The sequence below is a fragment of the Pseudomonas sp. FFUP_PS_473 genome (assembly GCF_002858665.1).
Lineage (GTDB): Bacteria > Pseudomonadota > Gammaproteobacteria > Pseudomonadales > Pseudomonadaceae > Aquipseudomonas > Aquipseudomonas defluvii.
The window spans coordinates 60,779-75,210 of the sequence record NZ_PJQQ01000017.1 but is presented as its reverse complement, the minus strand read 5'-3'; the positions used below and the strand labels follow the sequence as shown (position 1 = coordinate 75,210).

The window sequence follows — 14,432 nt, the reverse complement described above, 5'->3', positions numbered from 1 at the left end:
ACGCTGAATGTCGCTTTCAGTGCTTTCCGGGGATGCCGTACTTGCGCAGGCGATGGGCGATGGCCGTGTGAGAGGTCTGCAGGCGGTTGGCCAACTGCCGGGTGGAAGGGTAGGTGGCATAGAGTTTTTCCAGCAGGCTGCGTTCGAAGTCTTCCACGGCCTGTTCCAGGCTGGTCACTTCACCATCCTGTTCGCGGGCCACAGAGGTGCCGGCGATGTCCAGGTCGCCAATGTCCACCAGGCTGCTTTCGCAGATCGCGGCGGCGCGGAAGATCACGTTCTGCAATTGCCGCACGTTGCCAGGCCAGTGGTTGCTGAGCAGGGCAGGGTACGTTCCGGGGGCCAGACGGCAGAGCGGACGCTGGATCTGGGTGCAGGCCTGTTGCATGAAATAGCGGGCCAGCAACAGGATGTCCTGGCCGCGCTCGCGCAGTGGCGGTACTTGCAGGTTCAGCACGTTCAGGCGGTAGAACAGGTCTTCGCGAAAGGTACCCTCGGCGACCATTTTCTCCAGATTGCGGTGGGTGGCGCTGAGGATCCGCACGTTGACCTTGACCTCACGGTCGCCGCCCACCCGGCGAAAGCTGCCATCGCTGAGAAACCGCAGCAGCTTGGCTTGCAGGTAGGGCGACATTTCGCCGATCTCGTCGAGAAACACCGTGCCTTGGTTGGCCAGTTCCATCAGCCCCGGCTTGCCGCCACGCTGCGCACCTGTAAAGGCCCCGGGGGCATAGCCGAACAGTTCGCTCTCGGCAAGGTTCTCCGGCAGGGCTGCACAGTTCAGGGCCAGGAACGGTGCAGTGTGTCGGCTGCTGATGGCATGGCAGGCGCGGGCCACCAGCTCTTTGCCGGTACCGGTTTCGCCATGGATCAGCAGCGGGGCATCCAGGGTGGCGACCCGCAGTGCGCGGGCCTTGAGTGTACGTATCGGCGGTGAGTCACCGAGCAGCGCATCGAAGCCTTCGGCGTGGTCGTGATGCAGGGCCGACAGGCGCTCACCGATACGGTTGGGTTGGTACAGGGTCAGCAGGGCACCGGCATTGGTGATCGGGGTGGCGTCGAGTAGCAGGCTCTGGCCGTTGAGGACCATTTCACGCATGGGCAAGCGAAAACCGTTTTCGAGCAAGGCATCGAGCAGGCCGGGGTCGCCGAAAAACTCCCCCACCGAGCGCCCCGCCGGCTCCTGGCCGCAGAGCGCAATCAGCGCCGGATTTGCCAGCAGGACAGTACCTGCACTGTCCAGTGCCAGCACCGGGTCGCTCATTGCCGCCAGCAGTGCATCGAGCTGCAAGTGCCGACGCTGGCCGGGGAGAATGTCGACGACCTTCACCGTTTGCACGCCGCGTACATTGAGCAGGGCGTCGTGCAACTCCTCGAGTACATCGGGACTCAAGGTCGGCGCATCGATGTAGACGTTGGGCGGCACCATTTCCACGGCATCCAGGTTCAGATGACGGGCACCGAGCAGGGCCAGGACTTCCTGGGTGATACCGACGCGGTCGATGAAGCTGACGTGGATGCGCATGGGGCGTTAACGGGTCTGTACTGCCGGGGGAGGCTAGTATGCCTTGCGCCTGCGATACGGTCGAATCGCTGGCAGGTGTGTGCCCGTTACCACGCTGGCGATGAGGCCCTGACGGCTAGCCGAGATGTTCCGGTTTGATCGGGTCTCCGGGTTTTACGTCGAGCTGTCGGCGCACGTCTTCGAACACCTGGTCGTAGTAACTGTGCATTGAGCCGATGCCTGCGGTTTTGGGCATGCCGTATTGTTGGGCGATGCGTGTTGCATGGCGGGCAAAATCGAACGCCTGATCTTTGGGCAGGAAGAACGGCTCCTTCAAGGTATTGCCCTCGATTGTGCCGTGAAGGGTAAAGAGCATGCCTTTGCCTTCCTTGGGGTCGTGCGTGACTTCATAGTCAAGACACAGGTTGTAGCTGTAGTCATCCTTGTTCAGCGCATGGCGCTCAAAATGCAAATGACCGGGTTCAAACTTGGCCATGGTGTGCTCCTTTGGGGTTAGAACTGACGGGCGCGCACGCCCGTCACACGGGTCAAAGGTAGCGGATACCTGCTGAGGCCGTGCTGACGCGAGTGCCTGCAGTACCTTTGACGATGTCTTCAATGTCGGCCAACGATCCGATGACCGCCACTTTGCCGGTGTTGCGTGCAAAATCGCAAGCTGCCTGCACCTTTGGTCCCATAGAGCCGGCGGCAAAGCCGAGCTTTTCCAGTTCGTCCGGGTGCGCCTGGGCGATTGCTTTCTGGGTAGGCTTGCCGTAGTCGATGAACGCCGCACTCACATCTGTAGCGATCACCAACAGGTCCGCTTCCAGTTGTTCAGCCAACAGGGCCGAGCACAGGTCCTTGTCGATCACCGCCTCGATACCCTGGAGCTTGCCGTTGGCATCGTACATCGTTGGAATGCCGCCCCCACCGGCACAGATCACGATGCTGCTCTTTTCCAACAGCCATTTGATCGGGCGAATTTCAAAGATGCGCTTGGGTTTTGGGCTGGCGACCACGCGCCGGTACTTGTCGCCGTCCGGGGCGATGGCCCAGCCTTTCTCCTTGGCCAGGCGCTCGGCGTCTTCCTTGCTGTAGACCGGGCCGATCGGTTTGCTCGGATGCTTGAACGCCGGGTCATTGGCATCAACTTCGACCTGGGTAAGCAAGGTGGCGAAGGGCACTTCGAAATCCAGCAGATTGCCCAGTTCCTGTTCGATCATGTAACCGATCATGCCCTCGGTTTCGGCACCGAGCACATCCAGCGGATAGGGGGAAAGCGACGTGTAAGCCGCCGCCTGCAGCGACAGCAGGCCCACTTGCGGGCCATTACCGTGAGCGATGACCAACTGGTTGCCGGGGTGAACCTTGGCGATCTGTTCGGTGGCAATCCGGATATTGGTGCGCTGGTTGTCCGCAGTCATTGGTTCGCCACGGCGCAGCAGAGCGTTACCGCCCAATGCAATAACGATACGCATGGTGATGTCCTTTTAGCGAAAGGGGAGGAAGCATGTTGGCTGTTTGGCAACCGTCACGTTCGGGGGCAGGCAGCGCTGCCCCCGCACGTGCTTAAGGCCGAGGGCCTACAGGTCTGCCAGGGTCGACACCAGGATTGCCTTGATGGTGTGCATGCGGTTTTCCGCTTGCTCAAAGGCAATACAGGCTGGCGACTCGAAGACGTCGTCGGTCACTTCGATGCCGTTTGCCAGGTGCGGGTACTGCTCGGCGATCTGCTTGCCGACCTTGGTGTCGGCGTTGTGGAAGGCCGGCAGGCAATGCATGAACTTGGTCCGTGGGTTGCCAGTGGCTTTCATCAGTTCGGCGTTGACCTGATACGGCAGCAGTTGCTGGATGCGTTCGCCCCAGGCTTCGACGGGCTCACCCATCGACACCCAGACGTCGGTGTGGACAAAGTCGACGCCCTTGACCGCCGCTTTCGGGTCTTCGGTGAGGGTGATACGTGCACCACTTTCCTCGGCGAATTTCTTGCAGCGAGCCACCAGGTCATCATGTGGCCACAGGGCTTTGGGCGCGGCAATGCGCACATCCATGCCCAGTTTGGCGCCGATCAACAGCAGCGAGTTGCCCATGTTGTTGCGGGCATCGCCCAGGTAGGCGTAGCTGATGTCGTGCAGCGGTTTATCGCTGTTCTCACGCATGGTCAGTACGTCGGCGATCATCTGGGTCGGGTGATACTCGTCGGTCAGGCCGTTGAACACCGGTACGCCGGCGTACTTGGCCAGTTCTTCGACGATCTCCTGCTTGAAGCCACGGTACTCGATGGCATCGTACATGCGCCCGAGCACGCGGGCGGTGTCCTTCATGCTTTCCTTGTGGCCGATCTGCGAGGAGTTGGGGTCGATGTAGGTCACGTTGGCGCCCTGGTCGTAGGCGGCCACTTCAAAGGCGCAGCGCGTGCGGGTCGAGGTTTTCTCGAAGATCAGCGCAATGTTGTTGCCTTTGAGGTGCTGCTGTTCGGTACCGGTGTACTTGGCGCGCTTCAGGTCGCGTGACAGGTCGAGCAGGTAGCGCAACTCGCGTGTGGTGTGGTGTTCCAGGCTCAGCAGGTTACGGTTGTGGATGTTGAACGCCATGATGATTCTCCTTGGATTCGGTGATCGGCCCGGCCAACGCCGGGTAGGCGTGGCCGGGGTGATGGTCGTTTAGTAATCGATCGGGTCACGTACGATTGGGCAGGTCATGCAGTGGCCGCCGCCACGGCCACGGCCCAGCTCGCCAGCGCTGATGGTGATGACTTCGACACCGGCCTTGCGCAGCAGGGTGTTGGTGTAGGTGTTACGGTCATAGCCAATGACCACACCAGGCTCCAGGGCCACCACGTTGTTGCCGTCGTCCCACTGTTCGCGCTCGGCAGCGAAGCTGTTGCCACCGGTTTCCACAACGCGCAGTGCTTTCAGGTTCAAGGATTCGGCTACGACATCAAGGAAGGATTTGTTCTCCCTTCGTACGTCCAGGCCGTAGCTGTTCTTGGTGTCTGGACGGATGATGAACGGGATGATTTCCTTGACCACTTCCGGGAAGACCGTGACCAGGTCGCGGTCGCAGAAGCTGAACACAGTGTCCAGGTGCATCGCCGCACGGGATTTCGGCAGGCCGGCGACCACGATTTTCTCTGCGGCGCCCTTGGCGAACAGCGATTGCGCGAGTTGGCCGATTGCTTGGCGCGACGTACGCTCACCCATGCCGATCAGAACCACGCCGTTGCCGATCGGCATCACATCGCCGCCTTCCAGCGTTGCCTGGCCATGGTCCTTGTCCGGGTCGCCGTACCAGATTTCAAAGTCGGCGTTGATAAACTCCGGGTGGAACTTGTAGATGGCGGTGGTCAGCAAGGTTTCCTGGCGTCGGGCCGGCCAGTACATCGGGTTCAGTGTCACGCCGCCGTAGATCCAGCAGGTGGTGTCCCGGGTGAACTGGGTATTGGGCAGCGGTGGCAGCAGGAAGCTGGAGTGGCCGAGGTAGTCGCGGTACATCTTGATGACGCTGGCGCCTTCACTTTCTGGCAGGTCTTCACCGGCCACGCCGCCGATCAGGAATTCGGCCAGCTTGCGGGGCTCCAGGCTTTCCAGCCAGCCGCGCACTTCATTGGTCAGGCCGACGCCGACGGTGTCCGGGGTGATCTTGCGGTCGAGAATCCACTTCAGGGCTTCGGGGTTCTGAATGGTTTCGGTCAACAGGTTGTGCATTTCCAGCACTTCAACACCGCGCTCACGCATCTTGGTGACGAAGTCGAAGTGATCACGCTTGGCCTGGTTGACCCAGATGACGTCATCGAACAGCAACTCGTCGCAGTTGCTCGGCGTCAGGCGCTGATGCGCCAGGCCGGGGGAGCAAACCATCACTTTGCGCAGTTTGCCGGCTTCGGAATGTACGCCGTACTTAACTTTTTCCGTGGACATGGCTTATTTCCTCCAAGTTGCGAATACGGGGGTTACAGAGTCAGGAAGCCGTCATACAGGCCGTAGGCTGCCACCAGGGCGCCGACGATCACGGCGGCGAAAATCAACTTCTCCACGTTGGTAAAAATGGGTTGGCCGACTTCACGCTTGGCCTTGGCGAACAGAATCACGCCGGGGGCATAGAGCAACGCCGAGAGCAGCAGGTACTTGACGCCGCCGGCGTACAGCAGCCAGATCGCGTAGATCAAGGCAATCCCACCGATGAACAGATCCTTCTTGCGCTCGGCCAAGGCTTGCTCATAGGTTTCATTGCGTACCGCCAGCAGCACGGCATAGGCTGCCGACCACAGGTAAGGCACCAGGATCATCGAGGTGGCGAGGTAGATCAGCTTCAGGTAGGTGCTGGCAGAGAACAGGGTGATGACCAGGAAAATCTGCACCATGGCATTGGTTAGCCACAGGGCATTGGCCGGTACCTGCTTGGCGTTCTCACGGCGCAGGAATTCCGGCATGGTGTGGTCCTTGGCCGCTGCGAACATGATTTCGGCGCACAGCAACACCCAGGACAGCAGCGCGCCCAGCAGCGAGATGACCAGGCCTACACTGATCAACACCGCGCCCCAGTGACCGACCACGTGCTCAAGCACCGCCGCCATCGACGGGTTTTGCAACTTGGCCAGTTCGGGCTGCGTCATGATGCCTAGCGACAGCACGTTGACCAGCACCAGGAAGAGCAGCACGGTAATGAAACCGAGGACCGTGGCCTTGCCCACGTCCGAGCGTTTTTCTGCCCGCGCCGAGAAGATGCTCGCGCCTTCGATACCGATGAACACCCAGACGGTGACCAGCATCATGTTGCGCACCTGGTTCATCACGCTGCCCAGGTCCGGGTTCATGCGGCCCCAGATGTCAGCGGTGAAAATGTCCAATTTGAAGGCAAAGAGGGTGATCAGAACAAACAGCACCAGTGGCACCACCTTGGCGACGGTGGTGATCAGGTTGATGAAGGCCGCTTCCTTGATCCCGCGCAACACCAGGAAGTGTACGGCCCAGAGCAGGATTGACGAGCCGACGATCGCGGCGGGCGTGTTGCCCTCGCCGAAGATCGGGAAGAAGTAGCCCAGGGTGCTGAACAGCAGCACGAAGTAGCCGACGTTACCTATCCAGGCGCTGATCCAGTAACCCCAGGCCGATGAGAAGCCCATGTAGTCGCCGAAGCCGGCCTTGGCATAGGCATACACCCCGCCGTCCAGATCCGGTTTGCGGTTGGCCAGGGTCTGGAAGACGAAGGCCAGGGTCAGCATGCCGACTGCGGTAATAGCCCAGCCGATCAGAATTGCACCGACATCAGCGCTGGCGGCCATGTTTTGCGGCAGTGAAAAGATACCACCGCCAATCATTGAACCCACCACAAGTGCGACTAGCGCACCGAGCTTTAGTTTTCCAGGAGCGTCAGACATTGGATAACTCCATTCCAGGAGAAGAGAGAGGCCAGCATAAAATTGGCGACTTTTGGATGAACTGATTCAGGTCAGTTCATGGCTACATTCCATTGTTGTTCAAATAGTTAGGCGGTGTATTCCTGTCTGTTTTTGAAGTGCTGCAGCCCCGTCTGGCTGGGCTTTCATGGGTTTTTAGAGCATTTTATCTAGGGTGATTCGAGATTTGACGCTAGCCCCTTTTTCGGGATTCGCAAATTTTTGTCGGGAGAAATTCCTATTAAGTTGATGGAGATCAAGTGCTGTTCAAAACTATTGTTTTAATGCCGTTGGTATAGATGCGCCAGTTATTAGCGCTCTGGTTTGAATGCGTCATTACCTATAAACACGCACGGAACAAATGCCGTTAATTCAGGGTGCATCGCCAACGTTACAAATGCGGGACAGGGCGGGATGACCGAAGGCTCGGCGCTGGGGAAGGCAACCGCTATCGGTTGTATGTCGGGGAGGAGGTATTGCCGGTGCCGGGGCTTTGCTGGCGTGCGCAGATGCGACCAGAGGTCGATGCTGCGGACGCCAGCATGGGCTAGAGGGTCAAACCTTGAACTGCTCGATCAAGGCCATCTGTTGCGAGGAGAGGGTGTTGAGTCGATTGCTGATTTGCGCCGACTCGGCCGCCTGGCCGGTCAGGGTTTCAGTGACACCACGGATTGCCGAGACGTTGCGGTTGACCTCTTCTGCCACTGAGCTTTGCTGTTCGGCAGCGCTGGCGATCTGAAGGTTCATGTCGCTGATGACTGTCACCGCTTCGCTGATGCGGTTAAGGGCTGCGACGGCCTGATGAATCTGCCCGGCGTTCTCCTGAGCCTTGCCTTGGCTTGCATGCATGGTTGCGACCACGCTGCGGGTATTGCTCTGGAGACGTTCGATTACTTGGCGAATTTCTTCCACGGACTCCTGAGTGCGCTTGGCCAGGTTGCGCACTTCATCGGCGACCACGGCGAAGCCTCGGCCACTCTCACCGGCACGTGCGGCCTCAATGGCGGCATTGAGGGCCAGCAGGTTGGTTTGTTCGGCAATGCTGCGAATGACTTCCAGTACAGAGCCGATCTGTTCGCTGTTGGCCGCCAGGGTTTCGACTTCGCCAACCGCCTTGCTGACATCCTCGGCCAGCAGGGCGATGTCACGGGTGCTGCGCTCGATGATTGCACTGCCGTCCTTGGCGGACTGATCGGCACCACGGGCGGCATTGGCAGCGCTTGCGGCACTGTTGGCGACGTCATGGGCGGTGGCGCTCATTTCATTGGAGGCGGTGGCCACCTGGTCGATTTCGCGGAACTGCACCTGCATGCCGTCGCTGGTACGTTGGGCGATGGCTGAGGACTGGTCGGCGGTGGCGCGTGCTTGAGTGATGCTCTGTTTGATCTGGGCGATGATCGGCTGCAGCTTGTCGAGGAAGCGGTTGAAGCCGCCGGTCAGCCGTCCCAGTTCGTCCTGCCGGGCATAGTGCAGGCGTTGGGTCAGGTCGCCGTCGCCGCTGGCGATGTCTTCAAGCATCGCGGCCACGCTGTTCAGTGGTCGGGTTACGCCGGTGGCGGTCATCCAGATCACCAGCAGGCCGCCAAGACCGGCGAGGGCTGCGAGCAACAGAACCTTCAGGGTGCCACTGGTACGGGCCTCTTGCAGCACCTTTTGCAGGGCACTGGCATCGGCCAACAGTACGTCTTTTGGCAGGTCGATCAACACCCCCCAAGGTTTGCTGCTCGGGATCGGTTCGACCGGGTACAGGGCGCGAACCATTGTCCCCTGCTCGATGACGTGAGGGCGTTTGTCGGTAAGCCTTTCCAGTGCCTGCCGACCTTCCTGGCCAAGGGCCTGCTCAATACCTCGGCCGACTTTGCTGGCGTCATTGCTGTTGGCGGCGAGCAGGCCACCTGAAGAAACGACCAGCAGGTGGCCGGCACCGTCGAACAGTTCACGCTGGGCGGCGCTGGCAGCGGTTTGCAGATCGTCCAGCGCCATGTCGACGCCGGCCACGCCAATCACCTTGCCGTCGCTGAGCAGCGGTACGGTGATACTGGTCATCAGCACTTTTTTGCCGCCGACGGTATCTTCATAAGGTTCCAGCAGGCAGGGCTGGGCACTGTTGAAGGTGCAGGTGTACCAGCTGTTGTAGGGGGTGCCGCTGAGGTTGAGCTCGGTTTTGGCCAGGTCGTCTTCGACAATCAGTGTGTTCAGCGCGGTGCCTTGGGCGCGGCTCCAATAGGTGGCGAAGCGCCCGCTGTCGTTGCCGCCATTTGCCAGTGTATTGACGAACGCGCTGTCGCGGCCGTTCAGCGCATTGGGCTGGAACACCAGCCAGAGGCCGAGGATGTCGGTGTTGCGATTGAACGCGGTCGCCAGGCTTTGGCTCAGTGCGGCGCGCACACTGGCCGCGTCCATCGTCTGGGCCTGGCCCAGCTTGCGAAGGTCCAGCGCCTGGTCGCTGACGCCAGTGGCCAGGGTCAGCTTGTTGCTGAAGGTGCGTTTGAGCAACTCGGCCTTTTCACCCGCCCGCGCTTGCAGCAACGCCTGTACGTTGCGGGTGAGCATGGTGCTGCTGGCTTTATCGACCAGTTGATCGCTGTCGTGTGACTGGTACAGGTTGATGCTGACGACCAGGGCAACGACCCCCAGCAGGCAGAGGCCGGAAAGCAGAACGATTTTCAGACGAATCGAAAGCGTGTCGAACATGAACGTACTCGCAAATGAACGGGTCGTTGAAAAGCCGAGTTGCTCGGCGCTGTTCGCCAGATGAGTTCAGCGATATCGGTGTATCGGCAGGGCCTTGTTAGACTTTAGTCGTATGCGGTGGGCGGTCATCTGTTTGTCACAGAAACCTGTTCCGGGCGTGACCAGATCCACAGGTTGACCAGGGCCATGCCCGCGAGGGCGCAAAACAGCGGCCAGCGATGTTCGAGCATTACCAGCATCAGTGCGCTGCACAGCAGCATGCTCACGGAGGCGCTGAACTTGGTCTTGCGGGTTATCACCTTGCCGTTGTGCCAGTTGTGCAGCATGGGGCCGAACAGGCGGTGATTTTCCAGCCAGTGGCTCAGGCGCGGGGAACTGCGGGTGGCGGCCCAGGCAGCGAGCAGAATGAACTCGGTGGTCGGCAGGCCGGGAACGAAAATGGCAATCAGGCCAATAGTCAGGCTTGTATAAGCCAGTAGGCCGAACATCAGGCGGGACAACTTGGAGGCGGGTGGGCGAGGCATGGGCGCTTTGACTGTGCGGGTAGGGCCCGGTTGCCGTCAGTGGCGATAGCGGGCTTGAAGGGAGCTTCGTCGCGCAGTTTGCGGCCTTTGGCGATGAAGATCCAGCACGTCTTGGCTTGGCTGCCTGTGTTTACAGGGTGGGCAGGTGCGGCAGGGGTATGGCTGCGGGCCGCGAAAGGGAGGCGCTCCCCTTCGCGTTGTTATCGCCTGCATCGACTCATTGCGCGTTGCACAGCGCCAGGCAGTTATCCAGCATGCGGTTGGAGAAGCCCCACTCATTGTCGTACCAGGCCAGCACCTTCAGCAGCTTGCCGTTGGCCTTGGTGTGGTTGGCGTCGAAAATCGATGACAGCGGGTTGTGATTGAAGTCGCAGGAAACCAGCGGCAGGTTGTTGTAACCGAGGACCTTCGAGTGTTGGCTGGCTTCCTTGAGCAGGGCGTTGACCTCCTCGGCACTCGCCTCGCGCTTGAGGTTCACCGTCAGGTCGACCAGCGACACGTTGATCACGGGTACCCGCACCGCCATCCCGGTCAGCTTGCCGGCCAGCTCCGGCAACACCAGGCCCACCGCCTCGGCGGCGCCGGTCTTGCTCGGGATCATCGATTGGGTGGCCGCGCGGGCGCGGAACGGGTCGCTGTGGTACACGTCGGTAAGGCTCTGGTCGTTGGTGTAGGCGTGGATCGTGGTCATCAGGCCTTGCTCGATGCCCAGTTCGCGGTGCAGCACCTGGGCCACCGGTGCAAGGCAGTTGGTGGTGCAGGAGGCGCTGGAGATGATCTGGTGCGATTGGCGCAGAATGTCGTGGTTGACGCCATAGACGATGGTGGCGTCAGCGCCCTTGGCCGGTGCCGAGATAATGACTTTGCGTGCCCCGGCAGTAAGATGGGCGGCCGCCTTGGCGCGGTCGGTGAACAGCCCGGTGCATTCAAAGACCACATCGATGGCCTCGGCCTTCCAGGGCAGCTCGGCAGGGTTGCGAATGGCGCTGACGGCAATGCGGTCACCGTTGACGGTCAGGCTTTCCTGATCGGACGCCACGCTGGCCTCGAATATCCCATGGACGCTGTCGTATTTGAGCAGGTGAGCGTTGATCGCGCTGTCCCCCAAATCGTTGATGGCGACGACCTGCAGGTCCTGGCGGTAGCCTTGGGTATAGAGTGCACGAAGAATGTTGCGGCCGATGCGGCCAAAGCCATTGATTGCAATTCGTAGGGTCATGGAGCTGCCTCTTGCAGACCAGGTGAAGCCCGAGATGCGAGTGAACACTTCACTGAATCTGATTTTGTTGTTGGAATAACAAGATTATTCCTAAAAAATAGAAAACAAGCCTTTTTGGTGGCAGTATTTTGTTCGATATACAACGAGTGACCTGGCAGGTCGTCCTCCCGATACGACCGATCCCCTGTACAAGAGCCTAGGCGGGGATTGGCGATAAGGGAAACTGCTGCACCGGTCGCAATCACCGCTAGCCTGGAGTCCAGTACATGCATCCGCGCATCCTTGAGGTCACCGAACGGTTGATCGCTCGCAGTCGTCCTACCCGCGAGCGCTACCTGCAACTGATTCGCGGGGCCGCCAGTGACGGACCGATGCGAGCCAAGCTGCAGTGCGCCAACTTTGCCCACGGTGTGGCCGGCTGCGCCCCTCAGGATAAGCAGAACCTGCGCCTGATGAACTCGGCCAACGTCGCCATCGTTTCGGCCTATAACGACATGCTCTCGGCGCATCAGCCCTACGAGCACTTCCCCGAGCAGATCAAGCAGGCATTGCGCGAGGTCGGATCGGTCGGTCAGTTCGCAGGCGGTGTGCCAGCAATGTGCGATGGTGTCACCCAAGGTGAGCCTGGCATGGAACTGGCCTTGGCCAGCCGCGAGGTGATCGCCATGGCGACTGCGGTGGCGCTCTCGCACAACATGTTTGACGCAACGCTGTGCCTGGGGATCTGTGACAAGATCGTTCCCGGATTGATGATGGGTGCGCTGCGTTTCGGTCACCTGCCGACGATGTTCGTCCCGGGTGGGCCGATGCCGTCGGGGATCTCCAACAAGGAAAAAGCCGACGTACGCCAGCGTTATGCTGAGGGCAAGGCCAGCCGCGAAGAGCTGCTGGAGTCGGAGATGAAGTCCTACCACAGCCCCGGTACCTGCACCTTCTATGGCACTGCCAACACCAACCAGTTGCTGATGGAAGTGATGGGGCTGCACTTGCCGGGCGCTTCGTTCGTCAACCCGTACACGCCACTGCGTGATGCCCTGACCGCCTATGCGGCGCAACAGGTCACGCGGATGACCAAGGCCAGCGGCAACTTCATGCCCTTGGGTGAAATCGTCGACGAGAAGGCGCTGGTCAACTCCATCGTGGCGCTGCATGCCACCGGCGGCTCGACCAACCATACCCTGCACATGCCCGCCATTGCGCAGGCGGCCGGTATCCAACTGACCTGGCAGGACATGGCCGACCTCTCCGAAGTCGTGCCGACGCTGTCGCATGTCTACCCCAATGGCAAGGCCGACATTAACCATTTCCAGGCCGCTGGCGGCATGGCGTTCCTGATTCGCGAGCTGCTCGATGGCGGCCTGTTGCACGAGGACGTCAACACTGTTGCGGGGCACGGGCTGCGTCGCTACACCCAGGAGCCGTTCCTTGAGGAAGGCAAACTGGTCTGGCGTGACGGCCCCACGGCCAGCCTGGACGAGAGCATCCTGCGACCACTGGCCCGTCCGTTCTCGCCTGAGGGCGGTTTGCGGGTCATGCAGGGCAACCTGGGGCTGGGCGTAATGAAAGTCTCGGCGGTGGCCCCGGAGCATCAGGTGGTCGAAGCCCCGGCGCGGGTGTTCCATGATCAGCAGGCATTGGCCGATGCCTTCAAGGCCGGCGAGCTGGAGCGCGACTTTGTCGCGGTGATGCGTTTTCAAGGGCCGCGCAGCAATGGCATGCCGGAGCTGCACAAGATGACGCCGTTTCTCGGTGTGCTGCAAGACCGTGGCTTCAAGGTCGCGCTGGTCACCGACGGGCGCATGTCTGGCGCCTCGGGCAAGATCCCCGCGGCTATCCACGTTTGCCCGGAAGCCTTCGATGGCGGTCCGCTGGCGCGGGTACGCGATGGCGACATCATTCGTGTCGATGGTCATACGGGTACGCTGCTTGTGCGTGTCGATGAGACCGAGCTGGCGGCAAGGCCTCTGGCGCAAGCCCCAACCGGCAATGACCTGGGCTGTGGGCGCGAGCTGTTTGGCTTCATGCGCCATGCGATGAGTTCGGCGCAGCACGGCGCCAGCGCCTTCACCGCTTCACTGGAGGCGCTGAAATGAAGCGTGCGCTGGTGGGTGACATCGGTGGCACCAATGCCCGTTTTGCCTTGTGGGAAAACGATCGGATGCACTCGGTCAAGGTCTATCAGACCGCCGACTACACCAGCCCGGAACAGGCCATCGACGCTTACCTGAGCGACCATGGCCTGGCGCGTGGCGCCTTGGGCGCTGTGTGCCTGGCGGTCGCAGGGCCTGTAGACGGCGATGCGTTTCGTTTCACCAACAACCACTGGCGGCTCAGCCGGCAGGCATTCTGCAAGACCCTGCAGGTGGATGAGCTGCTGCTGATCAACGACTTCTCGGCCATGGCCCTGGGCATGACCCGTTTGCAGCCCGGCGAGTTTCGCGAGGTGTGTGCCGGGCAGGCCGAGGCGTTGCGCCCGGCGGTGGTCATCGGCCCGGGCACAGGCCTGGGCGTTGGTACCCTGCTGTCATTGGGCGAAGGGCGCTGGATGGCCTTGCCGGGCGAGGGCGGCCATGTCGATCTGCCGGTCGGCAATGCCCGTGAAGCGGCGATTCGCCAACAGATCGAGCGTGAAATCGGCCATGTCAGCGCTGAAACCGTGCTCAGTGGCGGCGGTTTGCTGCGCTTGTACCAGGCGATCTGCGTATTGGATGGCCATCGTGCAGTGCTGCAGACCCCGGCTGCGATCACCGAGGCGGCTCTGGCTGGCGAGCCGTTGGCGTGTTCGGTAATTGAGCAGTTCTGTCGCTTCCTGGGGCGGGTGGCGGGCAACAATGTACTCACCTTGGGCGCACGCGGTGGTGTGTACATCGTTGGCGGCGTGATTCCGCGCTTCGCCGAACTGTTCCTGAACAGCGGTTTTGCCGAGTGTTTTGCTGACAAGGGCTGCATGAGCGGTTATTTCAAGGATGTACCGGTATGGCTGGTGACGGCCGAATTTTCCGGCCTGCTCGGTGCCGGTGTCGCCTTGCAGCAGAAACAGGCCTGAGGGCCTAAGCGTGCAGCGGGCAACAAGACCCGCCAAGGATCAATGCA

11 protein-coding genes and 1 pseudogene are annotated in these 14,432 nt (G+C 60.8%); 2 read left to right on the top strand and 10 right to left on the bottom strand.

Translation table 11 applies throughout. The features are described from left to right. Window positions 1-16: 16 nt before the first annotated feature. The 10 genes and pseudogenes from CYD26_RS13755 to gap all read right to left on the bottom strand — a co-directional run bounded on the left by CYD26_RS13755 (window position 17) and on the right by gap (window position 11,339). The gene (locus tag CYD26_RS13755; protein ID WP_102052846.1) at window positions 17-1,525 is read right to left on the bottom strand and encodes a sigma-54-dependent transcriptional regulator; all 1,509 of its coding nucleotides are present in this window, start codon (window positions 1,523-1,525) and stop codon (window positions 17-19) included. Between the two features lie 115 nt (window positions 1,526-1,640). Beyond that, window positions 1,641-2,000 carry a DUF5064 family protein gene (locus CYD26_RS13750; RefSeq protein WP_102052845.1) on the bottom strand — a complete coding sequence of 120 codons (360 nt, stop codon included), beginning with the start codon at window positions 1,998-2,000 and terminating at the stop codon, window positions 1,641-1,643. 52 nt (window positions 2,001-2,052) lie between these two features. Next, entirely contained in the window at window positions 2,053-2,982 is a 930-nt protein-coding gene (gene arcC, locus CYD26_RS13745; RefSeq protein ID WP_102052844.1) for a carbamate kinase, read from the bottom strand. Window positions 2,983-3,087: 105 nt separating this feature from the next. Further along, the gene (locus tag CYD26_RS13740) at window positions 3,088-4,098 is read right to left on the bottom strand and encodes an ornithine carbamoyltransferase (protein ID WP_065760162.1); all 1,011 of its coding nucleotides are present in this window, start codon (window positions 4,096-4,098) and stop codon (window positions 3,088-3,090) included. A 69-nt stretch (window positions 4,099-4,167) separates the two neighbouring features. Further along, window positions 4,168-5,424: an arginine deiminase gene (gene arcA, locus CYD26_RS13735; RefSeq protein WP_102052843.1), complete on the bottom strand. Its 1,257-nt coding sequence runs from the start codon at window positions 5,422-5,424 to the stop codon at window positions 4,168-4,170. A gap of 32 nt (window positions 5,425-5,456) precedes the next feature. Next, on the bottom strand, window positions 5,457-6,884 hold the full coding sequence (arcD, locus tag CYD26_RS13730; RefSeq protein WP_065760160.1) for an arginine-ornithine antiporter: 1,428 nt from the start codon (window positions 6,882-6,884) through the stop codon (window positions 5,457-5,459). A 573-nt stretch (window positions 6,885-7,457) separates the two neighbouring features. Further along, entirely contained in the window at window positions 7,458-8,213 is a 756-nt protein-coding gene (locus CYD26_RS25945) for a methyl-accepting chemotaxis protein (protein ID WP_371917225.1), read from the bottom strand. A gap of 102 nt (window positions 8,214-8,315) precedes the next feature. Beyond that, a pseudogene (locus CYD26_RS25940) lies at window positions 8,316-9,305 on the bottom strand (HAMP domain-containing protein); the annotation flags it as partial. A 416-nt stretch (window positions 9,306-9,721) separates the two neighbouring features. Continuing rightward, window positions 9,722-10,120: a YbaN family protein gene (locus tag CYD26_RS13720; RefSeq protein ID WP_065760158.1), complete on the bottom strand. Its 399-nt coding sequence runs from the start codon at window positions 10,118-10,120 to the stop codon at window positions 9,722-9,724. A 217-nt stretch (window positions 10,121-10,337) separates the two neighbouring features. Then, window positions 10,338-11,339, bottom strand: a complete 1,002-nt coding sequence (gene gap / locus CYD26_RS13715) for a type I glyceraldehyde-3-phosphate dehydrogenase (protein ID WP_099773652.1) — start codon at window positions 11,337-11,339, stop codon at window positions 10,338-10,340. 266 nt (window positions 11,340-11,605) lie between these two features. On the opposite strand from gap, the gene edd reads away from it, so the two are divergent. Further along, complete coding sequence (edd, locus tag CYD26_RS13710; RefSeq protein ID WP_102052841.1) at window positions 11,606-13,432, top strand: phosphogluconate dehydratase; 1,827 nt, start codon at window positions 11,606-11,608, stop codon at window positions 13,430-13,432. Further along, window positions 13,429-14,385 (top strand): glucokinase, encoded by a 957-nt coding sequence (locus tag CYD26_RS13705; RefSeq protein WP_102052840.1) that lies wholly within the window; start codon window positions 13,429-13,431, stop codon window positions 14,383-14,385. The genes edd and CYD26_RS13705 overlap by 4 nt, the downstream gene beginning before the upstream one ends. The last annotated feature ends 47 nt before the right edge of the window (window positions 14,386-14,432 follow it).

Bases quoted from the DNA above. Each gene is read 5' to 3' on its own strand.
- arcD (WP_065760160.1), bottom strand. From the start codon at position 6,884: ATGTCTGACGCTCCTGGAAAACTAAAGCTCGGTGCGCTAGTCGCACTT.
- arcC (WP_102052844.1), bottom strand. From the start codon at position 2,982: ATGCGTATCGTTATTGCATTGGGCGGTAACGCTCTGCTGCGCCGTGGC.
- CYD26_RS25945 (WP_371917225.1), bottom strand. From the start codon at position 8,213: ATGCAGGTGCAGTTCCGCGAAATCGACCAGGTGGCCACCGCCTCCAAT.
- CYD26_RS13755 (WP_102052846.1), bottom strand. From the start codon at position 1,525: ATGCGCATCCACGTCAGCTTCATCGACCGCGTCGGTATCACCCAGGAA.
- CYD26_RS13740 (WP_065760162.1), bottom strand. From the start codon at position 4,098: ATGGCGTTCAACATCCACAACCGTAACCTGCTGAGCCTGGAACACCAC.
- gap (WP_099773652.1), bottom strand. From the start codon at position 11,339: ATGACCCTACGAATTGCAATCAATGGCTTTGGCCGCATCGGCCGCAAC.
- edd (WP_102052841.1), top strand. From the start codon at position 11,606: ATGCATCCGCGCATCCTTGAGGTCACCGAACGGTTGATCGCTCGCAGT.
- CYD26_RS13705 (WP_102052840.1), top strand. From the start codon at position 13,429: ATGAAGCGTGCGCTGGTGGGTGACATCGGTGGCACCAATGCCCGTTTT.
- arcA (WP_102052843.1), bottom strand. From the start codon at position 5,424: ATGTCCACGGAAAAAGTTAAGTACGGCGTACATTCCGAAGCCGGCAAA.
- CYD26_RS13720 (WP_065760158.1), bottom strand. From the start codon at position 10,120: ATGCCTCGCCCACCCGCCTCCAAGTTGTCCCGCCTGATGTTCGGCCTA.
- CYD26_RS13750 (WP_102052845.1), bottom strand. From the start codon at position 2,000: ATGGCCAAGTTTGAACCCGGTCATTTGCATTTTGAGCGCCATGCGCTG.